The sequence below is a fragment of the Colwellia sp. M166 genome, from assembly GCF_024585285.1.
In the GTDB taxonomy this organism is placed as follows: domain Bacteria; phylum Pseudomonadota; class Gammaproteobacteria; order Enterobacterales; family Alteromonadaceae; genus Cognaticolwellia.
On sequence record NZ_CP040755.1, the window covers coordinates 4015207 to 4029930 of the forward strand.

Below are 14724 nucleotides of genomic sequence, written 5' to 3' on the forward strand. Positions count from 1 at the left end.
TGTTAAGTGTCTTATTATTTAATACTGAAAGTCAGCTTTTTGAGGCTTAGGTTCCCCGCCCTTTAAAGGCCTCATTTAAATCTTTAATTAATCGCCAAATAGCGCAGTTAACTCTTGACGCAGGCATGATAGATCGAAGATAGTAAGCTAATAAGTAGAATGATAAATGCACGGATAAATTGCTCGGTAATATTACGACTAGGCTGATGATTAATTTAACTAAAACATAATATTAGCTTAATGGTTAAGCACGTTCCTCTAGCCATAAAATGCCTATGGTTGGCTTTAAGCAGAAGACAATCATTAATTACCTACATAGGTGTTAGCTTTAACTGAATATGAATTTTAATGATAAAAAAAAGTTATCTTTTTCATCCCCGCTAGCTATCTTATTGTACGCAATAACAGCTGGGCTATTGGCCTCCAGCTTCATGGCGTTCATCATATTTAATATCGATACTGAAGAACGACTGCATATTGAACGAGTAACACAAAGTACCGCCGATACTATTAAAGTATTACTTGAAGACGATTTAAAAAAACGAATAATATTTCTTGCAGAATTATCTCAACTCCCTCCAACTTCCAGTCACCTATTAAAAGATAATTGGCGTGTCATTAGCAAAACATTATATGACTCACAATATGGCTATCAAGCGATTGGCTGGATTGATAACTCATTCCACGTCCGAAAAATAATACCTGAAGAAGGAAACGAAATTGCGATTGGTTTTGATTTGGCAGAAAAACCAGCAGCATTGTCCGCGGCAATAAAAGCGCAAAAAACCGAACAAGTGGTGATCACCAATCCTTTATTTTCTATTCATGGCAGTGAAGGATTAGGACTATACGCGCCAGTTTTTAGTACGCTTGAAAACAGTAAACAATTACATGGTTTTATCGCAGGCGTGCTTCTTTTCAAACCATATATTAAATCAGTCATACCGACGTACTTACTCAAGGAACATAATTTCATCTTGTTAATTGATGGACAAGTTGTTTATTCAAATCAAAACAATCAGTTAACAATTAAAAATTCTTGGAATAAAAAAGCATCCTATAATTTGCAAGCTCACCAATGGCAAATAAATATTTCACCTAAGAATGAATTTTTATATGTGGTTCACTACAAGGTAATAGGGGTAATAATTACACTAGCTATTTTTATTGCTATTTTAATAGCATTGGCAGCTTATACCTATTTAATTGCTCGTAATAAAACCGTAGAAATAAAAGATGGCCGGAACAAAGTTGAACATTTACTAAAGAATCTTCCTGGCATGGCTTACCAGTCTTTTGATACAAAAAGCTGGCCTATGATGCGAGTGAGTGACGGTTGTGAAACCTTAACAGGTTACACTAGGGAGCAATTTAAAAATAATAGAATACTTTGGCAAGCAGTAATATATCCAGATGATTATCAACGTGTAAAAGAGACAATAAACACAGCGATTAAAAACCATAGCAGTTTTGAAATTGAATATAGAATTAACACCAAAAGCAATAGTGTTAAATTAGTTTGGGAAAAAGGTGGGGCGGTAGATTCCATGTATAATGATGATGTCGTCATTGAAGGCTTTGTCTACGACATTACGTCAATTAAAAAGGCCGAAGCCGACCTTATAACAAGTTATGCTTTTTCTGATGCGGTAGTCAACGCTATGATTGATGGCGTTATTACCATAGATCAATACGGCTTGATAAAGAGTTTTAACAACGCAGCACAAAGTATATTTGGATATACCTATGATGAAGTGCTAGATAAAAATGTAAGCATTTTAATGCCGGCTTCATTTAGTCATCATCATGACCAGTATCTAGCACAATACTTAACCAGTAAACAAGCTCATATTATTGGTATTGGTCGAGAACTTGTTGCTAAACATAAAGATGGCAGCACATTCCCCATTCATTTATCGGTAAGTGAAATTAACAACCATGAAAATAAAATGTTTGTGGGTTTAATTAGAAATATCACTCAACAAAGAGCATTAGAAGATCAAGCACAATTGCATACCGAACAATTAGCCCATTCCGAAAGGGTTAATGCTCTAGGGGAAATGGCGGCAGGAATTGCACATGAAATTAATCAACCATTGACGGCAATTTCACTTTTTTCGCAAACAGCTAAAAATTTTTGTGAAAGTGGTAAATTTGACCGACTTCCTGCACTATTTGAAAAGTTAAGTTTACATGCTCTACGGGCGAGTGCGGTTATTGAGCGTATGCAGAAAATGACTAAGAAAGGCAAAAGAACAAAAGAGATTATTGATTGCAACCTTATGATCATCGAAGTGAGTAAACTGGCCGAATTTGAAGCTCGTCTACATAATATTACTATCAAAATTATAGCCTGTGAACAGCCGACTAATGTGTATGTTGACCGAGTCCAAATACAGCAAGTTGTGCTTAATTTATTACGTAATGGTATGGAAGCCATGCAGTCAATTGAAAGTGATACAACAATAGAGCTCAAAATAAAATTAAACATGGATAAGTACCTTGAAATATCAGTAACGGATACTGGTGCCGGCTTACCGGAAGAGATGAGAGAGACGTTATTTAAACCATTTTCCTCAACTAAACAAAATGGCACCGGCATAGGCTTGTCTATTTCAAAAAGCATAGTGGAAGAACATGGTGGACATATTCACTTTCATGACAATAAACCAACGGGAGCCATTTTTATGTTTACCTTGCCGATACATGATAGAGGGATCGTTTATGACAAATAAACAAACCGTTTTTATAATTGACGACGATGAAGGTATTCGTGAAGGGTTAGAATTACTGTTTGAATCTATTAATTTAACTGCTCAGAGCTTCAGATCAGGTGCTGCGTTTTTAAATGTCTATAATCAAAATATGACAGGCTGTTTAGTCTTAGATATACGCATGCCTAAAATGAGCGGTTTAGAACTGCAACAAAAGCTCAAAGACTTAAATTGCTTATTGCCGATCATATTCATTACTGGTCACGGTGATATTCCTATGGCGGTCGAAGCCATGCGTTTAGGTGCGCTTGATTTTATAAAAAAACCATTTAATGAGCAGCACTTAATTGACCGAATTAATGAGGCACTTGTTCTTGATGACAAACAACATGAACAACTGATCAATAAACATAAAACTAAAATAGAGATTGAGTCGCTATCGAGTCGAGAGCGAGAGGTGTTTGAGCGAGTAACCGATGGCATGATGAACAAAGTTATAGCTTCAGATCTTAATATTAGCGAGCGTACTGTTGAAGTACATCGTTCCCATGTCATGATGAAACTAGGAGCAAAAACATTGGCTCAGTTAGTTCGCAGTAAAATTATGTATGAGCAGTTGGATTAAACTAAGGGCTGTTGATCTTTCACTTTATAGCTCTGTTGCACTTGAAAAATTTTGCAATCGAGGCGCTTGATATAGTGTTTGGTTGCTCCAAGTGCTTATTAAGCACAGCTTATCGTGTCCTGCCCACGCTAAGTACCTACGTCCTGTAAGCCAACAAAGATTGATGCTTTTTCAAGGCAAGCATTATATCTTCAGTTTAAAGACATTAATCAGAGCAGTTGATGTCGGACGATGAACTTGGACGGGGTTTCTTAAGTTGTATTTCCTAAGCTGTATTACCTAAGCTATATAAGTTCAGTTGAGATCTTATAGCAAATTGATTAAGTTCTTTCCCACTCAGCGAGAATTAAAAGGCTTAGCGGCACAGGTTCATAGTTCCAGACTGAACCTAAGTACCTACATGCAGGCAAGGCATTGATTGAAGATAAGGGTTATTCTCGACAACTGCTCCTGTGTTGTTCTAATGACTCACATCCCTGTAAGAACCTTGTCAAAATTAATAACGCAGCAGGTAAACCTTTTAAACTCGAGCTCTGAACTGGGAAAAAATTTAATCAAATTGGTATTATAGCTGATTTTTAAAAGTTGAAAGTTACCGATTTTGAGTTAAAGGTATCGAAGCTTTAACTCAAAAGCAAAACGATAGCTGATGTTACATACTAACAATAGACTGTTAAAGCACAAAGCTGATCAGCTTGATTTGTAGCTACGACAGATTTAGATGTTTCACTCTTTCTCATTTTTTTTCGCTTGCTTCTCGGCTTTTTTCTCGGCTCTGCGGCGTTTAAAAAATGCTGACAACATGGTGCTGCACTCTTCAGCGAACAGTCCGGATTTTACCTCTACTTGATGATTGTGCTGTTGATGATTTAATAATGCGAACGCGCTGCCAGCAGCGCCAGTTTTCAAATCTTTACTGGCAAACACTAACTGCTTTATACGGCTATGTACTAATAATCCTGCGCACATACAACAGGGTTCAAGTGTTACATATAAGGTGCAGTCGAGTAGACGATAATTTGCGATGTTTTTGCCGGCATCACGAACTGCCATCATTTCTGCATGGGCTGATGGGTCGTTATTCATGATGGATTGATTAAAGCCTTCACCGATGATTTCACCATCACGCACTAACACAGCGCCAACGGGGATCTCATTGTGGCGCTGAGCTAGATCAGCCAAGACCATAGCGCGGCGCATAAACCTTTCATCATCAGTTGAAAATGTTGTTTTTATCGGCAAATCGGCTTCTATTGGAAAATCTGGTTTAGAGGATAGGTTGTTGTCACTCATAAGCTATAAAAACATTTCCAATAAATCATTTAAGTATCTATGACCTAATTTACTGACCGACCAAAGCGTGCCATCGAACTCCATCAACCCTTTAGTTTTTGCTTGTAGCAAGGTCGGTAAAACGGTATCAGTGTTTAACCCCGTATAGGCTTGATAGTCATCAAGTGAAAAGCCAGAAAATAAACGTAAGCGATTCATCATATATTCAAAGGAGAGCTCTTCTGCTGTCACGGTATGCAGTTTATCAAGTGCCTTTCTGCTGGTATCTAAATAGCCTTTGGGATGCTTCACTTTTACTGTACGGTAGATTTTTTGATGGTCTACGTCAGTGATTTTGCCGTGCGCACCACAACCAATACCTAAGTAATCGCCAAATTGCCAATAGTTCAGGTTATGCTGACATTGATATTCTGGCTTGCTATAGGCCGATATTTCATACTGTTGGTAGCCGGCTTGATTGAGCAGGGCAATACCTTGGTCTTGAATATTCCACAACACTTCATCTTGCGGTAATTTCGGCGGCTTAGAATGAAAAGCGGTATTGGGCTCAATGGTTAATTGATACCAAGAAATATGCGTTGGGTTTAAACTGATCGCGGTTTTTAAATCATCAAGTGCATGTTCAACACTTTGATCTGGCAAACCGTGCATTAAATCAAGATTAAAACTTTTAACACCGCATTCGCTGGCGAGATTCGCGGCCGTTTTTGCTTGTTGGCTGTCATGAATACGACCTAGCTTTATTAATTTATCTGATGCAAAGCTTTGCACACCCACCGATAAACGAGACACGCCACCATTAAAAAAACCAATAAACTTATCTGCTTCAACGGTGCCGGGGTTTGCTTCTAAGGTTATTTCAATATCAGCTTTATGCTCAAAGCGTTGCAATACTTGCGTTAGCAGTTGCTCGATGGCAGGTGCTGAAAATAAGCTCGGTGTACCGCCACCAATAAATATTGAATGCAAAGGTCTGTCGCTGAGATTAAAACGCGTGATATCGGTATCTAAATCCAGTAAAAGTTGTGCGATATAATCTTGCTCAGGGATCGCATGCTTTAACGCATGGGAATTAAAGTCACAATAAGGGCATTTTTCTACACACCAAGGTATGTGAATATATAACGATAGCGGCGGGGCAATTAACATTTAGGTGTTTTCTTCAATCAGGTTTTTAGCAAGCTCTTTACTCAGTAGTGGCACTAATTGTTGCAATGCCTGACCACGATGGCTGAGTTGGTTTTTTAATGCTCTAGGTAATTGTGCTGAGGTCATCTGATGTTCAGCTTGCCAAAAAATAGGATCGTAGCCAAAGCCTTGTTGACCTTGTTTTTCACGACAAATGCTGCCTTGCCATACACCGTGACAAATTAACGGTGTTGGATCAGTCTCATGACGCATATAAACCAATACACAATGAAAACGTGCTGTGCGATTTTCATCGGCAACATTTTCTAATGCGGTTAATAATTTATTGGTATTATCTTCATCGCTAGCATTTTCACCGGCATAACGTGCAGAGTAAACACCTGGAACACCATTGAGTGCATCAACCTCTAAACCTGAATCATCAGCGATAGCTGGCATGCCGGTAATTTTGGCGGCATGACGAGCTTTGATTATGGCGTTTTCAACGAAGGTAGTACCCGTTTCTGCAACCTCAGGTACATTGAATTCACTTTGTGGTTTGATCTCAATATGCTGTGCAGCTAATAAACTGGCCAGTTCTTTAACTTTACCTTGATTGCCGGTTGCCAATACGATAGTGGTCATGAAAAATACCTTTTAGAATATCTTGATTAAATGCACCGCGAAGCATGGTAATACGTTTATATAGGCGCAAAAATAAATTAATTATAACAATGGCGCGCATAATACCTTAATCTGCAACAAAGAGGGAGCGTAAAGCCTTAAATTACGAAGAACTCAGAGGCCATATGTCGTTAAAAGCTACAATTTTAGGTATAGTTATTATTTTTATCTCGGGCGTTAATTTTGTCATTATTGCTTGAAGAGAGGATGTCAACGCAGCAGATCTTCGGTATTATTGTGATGGTTGGGTTATTAGTGAATAGCTTTGGTGCAAAGTTTTATCACGCTATTAGCGCTAAAGCGGCGTAATATATTTGAGGTGAAAATAGGGGCTAAGCAGCGCCTTTGGTACTAAATATAGTTGCTAAAAATAGGCAAAAAAAAGGCACTATAACTTACCTAAAGTATTTATAGTGCCGTTTATATGAAGTGTATTATTCAACTTAGTATGCTAATCAACATAAAACTTTTGCGAAAACTTTAAGTTATGTTGTTGCCCTTTATCGGTAATATTAATGTCGAAATAAATCGTTTCTTCATTAGTGTAATTCACTTGGGCAAGGTAATAAACCGCATCACCTTCAACAACTTCAGTGAACTCAAGTGATTTTATTTGACCAACATCATTACGGGCTTTACCATTGATAATAACCGTTTTAGCGGGATTATCCTGCTGGGTATTATCTAATACTGAAATATTGATAAGACCTTTATAACGACTACGTTCAATGCCATAAGCCTTAGCAATTTCAGGCGTCAAAAACGTCGAACTTAAAGCAATATAATGAACGTTAATATCGTTCATTTTTTTCATGTTTTCAGCGTTACTTGCTGTGGCAAATGCGATAGACAATATCGCAAACATTACTAGCTTAGTGATGATATTTTTCATGTTTATGACCTTAATTATTAAGCCGTTTGTGTTAAGTATATACGATTAAATAACAACTACAACATTGCCCAGTAAGGCACCCATCCGCGGAAGAGAATATTAAGCACATTCAATAATAAAAAGGCGATAAGTACCGATAAATCAAGGCCACCTATACTTGGGATAATACGTCTAATAGGGGTTAATACCGGAGCGGTAAGTTGATGAAAAATCATTTGCGTTGGGTTGTAACCTTGCACTACCCAGCTCATTAATGCCATCACTAACATGACAATAAACAGTAATACGCCAGTTTGTTTGATAAGGTAAATTAAGCCCAAATACAAAGCAGAAATAATATCTATTGGGCCACCATTAAGCAGTGGAATGATAATAAAGGTTAGGGTGGCAACAACATAGGCTAAAACAATGGTGGCTAAGTCGACACCACCTAAACCCGGAATGATGCGACGCAATGGGATAACCAAGGGATTACTCACTTTAACAATAAACTGACTAAATGGGTTATAAAAATCAGCGCGCACTAGTTGTAACCATACTCGTAGCACTAAAATCATCAGTACTGCGTCAAAAGCAAATTTAAGCAAGTAATTAATTGCTTCCATCTAAAACTCCAAAATTATGAGAATGAATTTAACCGTCATGTAATCGTTATACCTAGCAATTTACTTACCCCGAGTTCAGGTTGCTGAGGTTATTACGCAAGGAATAATAATACTATTAAGCCTTTTGTGCCATTTCTTTAGCACGATTCAATGCGGTATCCATTGCCTTAGTGACAAGTTGCTCTAAGCCGCCTTCACTAAAGGCACTAATTGCTGCTTGGGTTGTACCACCTTTTGAGCAAACGTTCTCACGCAACTTGCTGATAGATAATTTATTTTCTGTCACCATCTTAGCTGCGCCTAGGGCGGTTTGCTGGACTAGCTCACGGCTGTCTTGTTCACTAAAACCATAAGCTTTGGCTTGTTTTTCCATCGCTTCCATAAACAAGAAAAAATAAGCCGGGCCCGAGCCTGATACAGCAATGATATGGTCAATTTGTTGTTCTGACTCTAACCATTTTATGATACCAACTGACTCCATAAGTGCGGTGGTAAATGCTTTTTCTTTATCATTGATCAGCTCGTTAGCATATATCCCCGTAACACCAAAACCGAGCTGTGACGGTGTATTTGGCATGGTTCTGATCACAGTGCAAGGTTGATTGAGTGCCTGTTCTATTTGCTTGATAGTGCATCCTGCGGCAACTGAAATAAAGCATTTACCAGTAAGATCTAAATTTTCACCTAATTGTTGACACACATCGCCAATAAAGTGTGGTTTTACACCTAATACAATAACATCAGCAAATTTTGCTGCTTCAATATTGCATTGTGTTTGCAAAATACCATGTGCTGCTTGTAAAGCTTCACGTTTTGGCGCTGATGGATTTGACACCATAATGTTCTCGGGAATAAAACCGCCATGTACTAGGCCGGAAATAATTGCGCCGTTCATATTGCCTGCGCCGATAAATGCAATTGTTTTCATAATTTTCCTATCAAGTCTGACTGATCCGATATTTGCGAGCGTGCTATGTATCGAATTACGTATTGTAAATTGTAAACTGCAGTTACTACGAGTGAAAGACTACCTTTGTCTTAGCCTGCTACAGTATTTTATTATCTAGGCTGATCTGTAAGCTTCGTTTAAGTGATTAGTTTCTAGCACCAAATATGGCAGAGCCAATGCGTACCAGTGTTGAGCCAGCATTGATAGCATGCTGCATGTCAGCTGACATGCCCATGGATAATGTGTCCATGGTAGGGTATCGCGTTTTAAGTGTTAGAAATAGCTGTTGCATTTGTATAAAACTCGCCGCAGAGGCGTTCTTTTCTGGAATAGCCATTAAACCACGTAAGCATAAGTTTTCACAAGTTTCGATGGCTTCAAGCAAGGCTGGAAGCTCTTGAGGTAAAACGCCAGATTTAGTTATTTCACCACTAATATTCACTTGTAAACATATGTTTAGCGGAGTATCTTGATTTGACCTATGCTCGTTAAGACGTTTGGCAACTTTGATTCTATCTATGCTATGTACCCAAGAAAAGTGATTGGCAATTAATTTGGTTTTATTGGTTTGAATTGGCCCGATAAAATGCCAAGTTATATCAGACTTGTTCTGCAAAGCGGTTATTTTATCAATGGCTTCTTGTACATAGCTTTCGCCAAAGTTTCGTTGCCCAGCTTGGTAAGCTTGCTCAAGCATTTCAACAGGTTTAGTTTTACTCACTGCAAGTAAAGTAACTTCATCAGGTTTGCGGTGAGCATGTTGACAAGCAGAAGAAATTTGCAGTTTAACTTGGGCAATATTATCTTTAATAGCAATCATATTATTTATTTCAGTTCTCAATAACTTATTCAGTTGTTAGATCAATTATTAACTCGATTAAGAGGTTTGTATGGATATTACCGAATTACTCGCATTTAGCGTAGAAAACAATGCGTCAGATTTACATTTATCAACTGGAACTCCACCATCTATACGAGTCGATGGTGATGTACGTAAACTTAATATACCTGCATTTGACGAAAAAGATGTTAACGCTTTGGTCTATGATATTATGAATGACCGTCAACGAAAAGAGTATGAAGAAAAGTTAGAAGTCGATTTCTCTTTTGAAGTGCCAAATTTAGCCCGTTTCAGGGTGAATGCTTTTAACCAAAATCGTGGACCTGCGGCGGTCTTTCGTACTATCCCAAGCAAAATTTTATCATTGGATGATTTAGGTTGCCCAGATATTTTTCGTGATATATCAGCATTGCCTCGTGGCCTAGTGCTGGTTACTGGACCTACCGGCTCGGGTAAATCAACCACACTTGCTGCTATGGTTGATCATATTAATAAAAATAAACATGATCATATTTTAACCATAGAAGATCCGATTGAATTTGTGCATGAAAATCATTCTTGCCTGATTAACCAACGTGAAGTTCATCGCGATACCTTGAGCTTTAGTGCAGCATTACGTTCGGCTTTACGTGAAGACCCTGATGTTATTCTGGTTGGTGAAATGCGAGATCTTGAAACTATTCGTTTAGCCATGACTGCGGCGGAAACGGGTCACTTAGTTTTTGGTACCTTGCATACCACTTCTGCACCCAAAACGATTGACCGTATTATTGACGTTTTCCCAGGTGAAGAAAAAGCAATGGTGCGCTCAATGCTTTCAGAGTCTTTACGTGCCGTTATCTCACAAACTTTGATCAAAAAAGTCGGCGGTGGGCGCGTAGCAGCTCATGAAATTATGATGGGCGTACCTGCTATTCGAAATCTGATCCGTGAAGATAAAATTGCCCAAATGTATTCTGCTATTCAAACCGGTATGTCGCATGGCATGCAAACAATGGATCAATGTTTACAAAATTTAGTTAACCGCGGCATTATCACCAAGCATGATGCGATGGAAAAAGCACAGGATAAAAGCCAATTTATGGGTTACTAGTTTCAGCTAGTTTCGACTTAAGTTAAAGGGTAACCAGATGATTTTTCATGATTTATTACAAAAAATGGTGCAACATGAAGCATCGGATATGTTTGTTACGGCCAAGTTAGCGGTTAGTGCAAAAATTAATGGTGAACTTGTTGCCATTGATGACAAGATTCTTACGTCGGCTGAAGCATTAGGTTTAGTTCATAATGCGATGTCAGAAAAACAGCAACGTGAGTTTGATGAAGACAAAGAATGTAACTTTGCCATTTCAATTGATGGTATTGGCCGATTTCGTGTTTCGGCATTTTGGCAGCGTGATATGGCGGGTATGGTTATTCGTCGCATTGTCACTGAAATACCGGAAGCGGATGATCTTGGCTTGCCTTCCGTGCTAAAAGATGTCGTGATGTCAAAACGTGGCTTAGTGTTATTTGTTGGTGGTACCGGTACCGGTAAGTCAACGTCAATGGCCGCGTTAATTGGTTATCGCAATAAAAACTCTCGAGGTCATATTTTAACCATCGAAGATCCGGTTGAATTTGTTCATGAGCATGGTAAGTGTATGGTGACACAGCGTGAGGTAGGGCTAGACACTGAAAGTTTTGATGCTGCACTCAAAAGCTCATTACGCCAAGCGCCTGATGTCATCTTGATTGGTGAAATTCGTAACCAAGAGACCATGGAACATGCCTTAAGCTTTGCTGAAACAGGGCACTTATGTATTGCCACTTTACATGCGAATAATGCTAACCAAGCGATTGATCGTATTATGCATTTAGTACCAGCTGAGCAGCATGGAAAATTACTCTTTGATTTAGCGCTGAACTTGCGCGGTATTGTCGCTCAACAATTAATTCCAACTCGTGACGGCAATAGCCGTGTAGCGGCGATTGAAATTTTGTTGAACTCACCCTATATCGCCGAGCTAATTAAAAAAGGCGATGTTGGCAGTATTAAAGAGGTGATGGAAAAGTCTACCGAACAAGGTATGCAAACTTTTGATCAAGCTTTATTTAATCTCTACCAACAAGGGCTTATTAATTATGCTGACGCTTTACATCATGCTGATTCACCTAATGATTTACGCTTAATGATTAAACTGCGCAGTAATGAACAAGGGGGGACAGGCTCATTGTCCGGTGTCACCATTGATGGTTTAGAGCCAAAAGCGTACTGATTATTTTGCTGATGTTAGCTAAGCAAGCATGCTAATTTCGGTATGCTTGTTTTCTCTGTAACTAACAATCACCTTAACTAACAACACTATAAAGAAAGGGCATTGTAATGATATCACTCATACGTTTATCTCTGATGGTTTTAGTCATGACCACAAGTAATATCGCATTGGCTGGGGCTGAGCAGTTTGCTGCTGGCTCGGTTATCAAAAATTATGGGAAGCATGCGAAAGTTCAACAAGACCTTAACTTTGATAAAAGTGCGCTATTTAAAGTCGCTTTTGATGTCAGTGAACAAGGTAAAGTTGGTGAGGTTAATCGAAAAATTGAAACCCTAGCTCGCTTTATTAATATGCATGTGGCTAATGGTGTCCCGGCAGAAAATATTCACTTAGCCTTAGTGGTACACGGTAAAGCCGGATTTGATTTATTAAAAGCTTCGCTGTACCAAGAGAAATTTAAAAAAACTAACGCTAATAGTGCACTTTTGCAAGATTTGATGAAAAACCAAGTACAGGTTTATTTATGTGGGCAATCAGCGGCATATTACGATATCGAGCATGAATTACTAGAGCCAGGCGTTAAAATGGCTTTGTCAGCAATGACCGCTCATGCTGTTTTAAACAGTAAAGGTTATAGCCTAAATCCATTTTAGTCCGATATGACTAAACGAGTTACTCGCTATGGGCATGGCTTAGCTATGGCGTGAAGATACTTGATAAGCCCCACAACCATAAAGGTAATGTAATAATAGAAAGTAAAGTCGTGGTTACTACGGTTCCGGCAATTGTTTCTTGATGTTTTGCTTGTTGCTTAGCAACTAAGTAAGCATTTACCCCTGTAGGACTTGCACTTAAGATAACCAAGGTCATGGTTATTATCACTGAAAAATGAAAGATATAATGACTTGCTAATAGTATTAAGCTCGGTAAAAGTACGAGTTTTAATATGCTGGCAGAAAGTATGAATTTTATTTCACTACGAATTTTATAAAAAGCCAGAGAGGCGCCAAGCAAAAATAAGGCGAGGGTGATGGCGGGTTTACCTAAAAGTAATAAACTGTCATTGATTATGTTTGGTAATTTTAGCGCCATTAAATTAACTAAAAATCCGCTGGTTATCGCAATTAATAACGGATTGTAAAAGGTTTGTTTGAGAAATACTCGCCAGTTAAATTGTTTAATATTAACTGCTAAAATACTGGTTGCACCAAATAGCAAGGCACTGTGCAAGCTGATAACAAGAAATACGGTCGGCAGCACCTGCTCACCTAAAACCATTAAAGCCACCGGCATACCAACAATGACATTATTTGAATAACTTGCCCCTAAGGCGTAAACAGCCGATGCAGGAAGGTCATGTTGTAAATGTTGATGAAAATAATAATTTAACGCCCAAGCACAGCCATAAACCAATAACGCAGGTAAATAAAAGGCGGCATAAATGTTTAAATTTATTGTGCTTAAATCGGCGTTCGCCAGCTGTTGAAATAAAAATGCCGGAATGGCTAGGTTGAAAGTGAATTTAGTTAACGTATCAATTTGAGCTTTGTCAAACCAAGCATTCTTTGCCAGTAAGAAACCGATAAAGCCAATAATAATCAATGGGCTAATAAGTGCAATAATCGCCATTAAAGAGCTCTTTCTGAGTAAGAAATGTCAGGTGAATTAAAGGAAAAGTTGCTAAGAGTGTCGGGTAATAACCGTTCAAATGCTTAATATTGATTTTCAAAGTAACTTTCTATAATTAATTTTGCAGATGCCGCGTCAATATTGTCTTTTTTAAGGTTACGATAACCACCTTCAGCAAATAAAACTTCTTTGGCTGTTGCTGTGGTTAAGCGCTCATCTTGAAACTCTACTTTAATGCCAAATCGGCCAGCAACGCGATTACCGAATTTTTTTGCATCGCGGGTAAGTTGTTGCTCACTACCGTCCATGTTGAGAGGTAAACCCACCACAATAAAGTCAGGCTGCCATTCATTGATAAATTTAGTCATGCCATCCCAATCAGGAATACCATCACGTGCTTTTATTGAGCCTAAAGGAGAGGCTGAGCCGGTTAATTCTTGACCAATGGCGACACCAATATACTTTTTACCAAAATCAAAACCTATGATTGTTCGCTGCCCGATAGCTGCTTTACTTACCATTATGCATGTCCTATTTCACTGGAGAGATGAGCAATATTAATACCTAACTTTTCAGTGGCTTTTTTCCACCGTTGTTCGATGGGCGTATCAAAAATAATGGTGTCATCTGCAGGGGTTAATAACCAAGAATTAGCTTTGATTTCTTCCTCTAATTGGCCTGGCCCCCAACCGGCATAGCCAAGCGTGACCATATATTTTTCAGGTGCATCTTCTGTACCGAGTGCCATTAAAATATCTTTTGATGTTGTGATCATTACATCACTGCTTAAGGCCAACGAACTACTCCAGCCAGATTGTGTGCTATGTAACACAAAGCCTCTATCTTGTGATACCGGTCCACCGGTTAATACTTGTTGAGCAAGCTCTGGGGTGTCTTCTTTGGCTTGGTCAATTTGTATCAGTAATTCATTTAACGTGATGTCGATAGGTAAATTAATAATTAATCCCATCGCACCTTCAGCGTTATGCTCACAGATATAGGTGACAGTTTTATTAAAGTAGGAGTCGTCTAAACTGGGCATAGCAATCAAGAGTTGATTTTCAAAACTATCCATAAATATACCTCAATAATCAAAGGGAAATAGG

The 14724-nt window shown here is 38.6% G+C and carries 16 protein-coding genes; 6 read left to right on the forward strand and 10 right to left on the reverse strand.

The window, feature by feature from the left end; genetic code table 11:
• Positions 1-431: 431 nt before the first annotated feature.
• On the forward strand, positions 432-2735 hold the full coding sequence (locus tag FGD67_RS18125) for a PAS domain S-box protein (protein ID WP_257172448.1): 2304 nt from the start codon (positions 432-434) through the stop codon (positions 2733-2735).
• The gene (locus FGD67_RS18130; RefSeq protein WP_257172449.1) at positions 2725-3339 is read left to right on the forward strand and encodes a response regulator transcription factor; all 615 of its coding nucleotides are present in this window, start codon (positions 2725-2727) and stop codon (positions 3337-3339) included. Before FGD67_RS18125 ends, FGD67_RS18130 begins: the two co-directional genes overlap by 11 nt.
• 726 nt (positions 3340-4065) lie before the next feature.
• Here the strand turns inward: FGD67_RS18130 and tadA are convergent.
• The 3 genes from tadA to FGD67_RS18145 are packed head-to-tail and all read right to left on the reverse strand — an operon-like array spanning position 4066 to position 6405.
• Positions 4066-4632, reverse strand: a complete 567-nt coding sequence (gene tadA / locus FGD67_RS18135; RefSeq protein WP_257172450.1) for a tRNA adenosine(34) deaminase TadA — start codon at positions 4630-4632, stop codon at positions 4066-4068.
• A 3-nt stretch (positions 4633-4635) separates the two neighbouring features.
• A complete protein-coding gene (gene hemW, locus FGD67_RS18140) occupies positions 4636-5781 on the reverse strand; it encodes a radical SAM family heme chaperone HemW (RefSeq protein WP_257172452.1) in 1146 nt (381 codons plus the stop codon).
• A complete protein-coding gene (locus tag FGD67_RS18145; RefSeq protein WP_257172453.1) occupies positions 5782-6405 on the reverse strand; it encodes an XTP/dITP diphosphatase in 624 nt (207 codons plus the stop codon). It lies immediately after the preceding gene.
• Between the two features lie 222 nt (positions 6406-6627).
• Here FGD67_RS18145 and FGD67_RS18150 point away from each other — a divergent pair, with 222 nt between their 5' ends.
• On the forward strand, positions 6628-6753 hold the full coding sequence (locus FGD67_RS18150) for a hypothetical protein (RefSeq protein ID WP_257172454.1): 126 nt from the start codon (positions 6628-6630) through the stop codon (positions 6751-6753).
• Positions 6754-6895: 142 nt separating this feature from the next.
• On the opposite strand, the gene FGD67_RS18155 is transcribed toward FGD67_RS18150, so the two are convergent.
• The 4 genes from FGD67_RS18155 to FGD67_RS18170 all read right to left on the reverse strand — a co-directional run bounded on the left by FGD67_RS18155 (position 6896) and on the right by FGD67_RS18170 (position 9710).
• On the reverse strand, positions 6896-7336 hold the full coding sequence (locus FGD67_RS18155; RefSeq protein ID WP_257172455.1) for a DUF4426 domain-containing protein: 441 nt from the start codon (positions 7334-7336) through the stop codon (positions 6896-6898).
• 56 nt (positions 7337-7392) lie between these two features.
• The gene (locus tag FGD67_RS18160; RefSeq protein ID WP_257172456.1) at positions 7393-7941 is read right to left on the reverse strand and encodes a YggT family protein; all 549 of its coding nucleotides are present in this window, start codon (positions 7939-7941) and stop codon (positions 7393-7395) included.
• A gap of 115 nt (positions 7942-8056) precedes the next feature.
• On the reverse strand, positions 8057-8869 hold the full coding sequence (gene proC / locus FGD67_RS18165) for a pyrroline-5-carboxylate reductase (RefSeq protein WP_257172457.1): 813 nt from the start codon (positions 8867-8869) through the stop codon (positions 8057-8059).
• Between the two features lie 166 nt (positions 8870-9035).
• Complete coding sequence (locus FGD67_RS18170; protein ID WP_257172458.1) at positions 9036-9710, reverse strand: YggS family pyridoxal phosphate-dependent enzyme; 675 nt, start codon at positions 9708-9710, stop codon at positions 9036-9038.
• Between the two features lie 70 nt (positions 9711-9780).
• On the opposite strand from FGD67_RS18170, the gene FGD67_RS18175 reads away from it, so the two are divergent.
• The 3 genes from FGD67_RS18175 (at position 9781) to FGD67_RS18185 (ending at position 12642) form a co-directional block, all read left to right on the forward strand.
• The gene (locus FGD67_RS18175) at positions 9781-10824 is read left to right on the forward strand and encodes a type IV pilus twitching motility protein PilT (protein ID WP_257172460.1); all 1044 of its coding nucleotides are present in this window, start codon (positions 9781-9783) and stop codon (positions 10822-10824) included.
• A 37-nt stretch (positions 10825-10861) separates the two neighbouring features.
• Entirely contained in the window at positions 10862-11989 is a 1128-nt protein-coding gene (locus tag FGD67_RS18180; RefSeq protein ID WP_257172461.1) for a PilT/PilU family type 4a pilus ATPase, read from the forward strand.
• A gap of 146 nt (positions 11990-12135) precedes the next feature.
• Positions 12136-12642, forward strand: coding sequence for a DsrE family protein (locus tag FGD67_RS18185; protein WP_257172462.1), 507 nt, complete (start codon positions 12136-12138; stop codon positions 12640-12642).
• A 43-nt stretch (positions 12643-12685) separates the two neighbouring features.
• On the opposite strand, the gene FGD67_RS18190 is transcribed toward FGD67_RS18185, so the two are convergent.
• From FGD67_RS18190 to FGD67_RS18200, 3 genes are all read right to left on the reverse strand, one after another.
• Positions 12686-13618, reverse strand: a complete 933-nt coding sequence (locus FGD67_RS18190) for an AEC family transporter (protein WP_257172463.1) — start codon at positions 13616-13618, stop codon at positions 12686-12688.
• 83 nt (positions 13619-13701) lie between these two features.
• The gene (gene ruvX / locus FGD67_RS18195; protein WP_257172464.1) at positions 13702-14139 is read right to left on the reverse strand and encodes a Holliday junction resolvase RuvX; all 438 of its coding nucleotides are present in this window, start codon (positions 14137-14139) and stop codon (positions 13702-13704) included.
• Positions 14139-14693 (reverse strand): YqgE/AlgH family protein, encoded by a 555-nt coding sequence (locus tag FGD67_RS18200; RefSeq protein ID WP_257172465.1) that lies wholly within the window; start codon positions 14691-14693, stop codon positions 14139-14141. Before FGD67_RS18200 ends, ruvX begins: the two co-directional genes overlap by 1 nt.
• Positions 14694-14724 lie beyond the last annotated feature (31 nt).

Bases quoted from the DNA above. Each gene is read 5' to 3' on its own strand.
- FGD67_RS18175 (WP_257172460.1), top strand. From the start codon at position 9,781: ATGGATATTACCGAATTACTCGCATTTAGCGTAGAAAACAATGCGTCA.
- FGD67_RS18130 (WP_257172449.1), top strand. From the start codon at position 2,725: ATGACAAATAAACAAACCGTTTTTATAATTGACGACGATGAAGGTATT.
- FGD67_RS18180 (WP_257172461.1), top strand. From the start codon at position 10,862: ATGATTTTTCATGATTTATTACAAAAAATGGTGCAACATGAAGCATCG.
- tadA (WP_257172450.1), bottom strand. From the start codon at position 4,632: ATGAGTGACAACAACCTATCCTCTAAACCAGATTTTCCAATAGAAGCC.
- FGD67_RS18200 (WP_257172465.1), bottom strand. From the start codon at position 14,693: ATGGATAGTTTTGAAAATCAACTCTTGATTGCTATGCCCAGTTTAGAC.
- FGD67_RS18155 (WP_257172455.1), bottom strand. From the start codon at position 7,336: ATGAAAAATATCATCACTAAGCTAGTAATGTTTGCGATATTGTCTATC.
- FGD67_RS18125 (WP_257172448.1), top strand. From the start codon at position 432: ATGGCGTTCATCATATTTAATATCGATACTGAAGAACGACTGCATATT.
- FGD67_RS18170 (WP_257172458.1), bottom strand. From the start codon at position 9,710: ATGATTGCTATTAAAGATAATATTGCCCAAGTTAAACTGCAAATTTCT.
- ruvX (WP_257172464.1), bottom strand. From the start codon at position 14,139: ATGGTAAGTAAAGCAGCTATCGGGCAGCGAACAATCATAGGTTTTGAT.
- FGD67_RS18145 (WP_257172453.1), bottom strand. From the start codon at position 6,405: ATGACCACTATCGTATTGGCAACCGGCAATCAAGGTAAAGTTAAAGAA.
- FGD67_RS18160 (WP_257172456.1), bottom strand. From the start codon at position 7,941: ATGGAAGCAATTAATTACTTGCTTAAATTTGCTTTTGACGCAGTACTG.
- FGD67_RS18185 (WP_257172462.1), top strand. From the start codon at position 12,136: ATGACCACAAGTAATATCGCATTGGCTGGGGCTGAGCAGTTTGCTGCT.
- hemW (WP_257172452.1), bottom strand. From the start codon at position 5,781: ATGTTAATTGCCCCGCCGCTATCGTTATATATTCACATACCTTGGTGT.
- FGD67_RS18190 (WP_257172463.1), bottom strand. From the start codon at position 13,618: ATGGCGATTATTGCACTTATTAGCCCATTGATTATTATTGGCTTTATC.
- proC (WP_257172457.1), bottom strand. From the start codon at position 8,869: ATGAAAACAATTGCATTTATCGGCGCAGGCAATATGAACGGCGCAATT.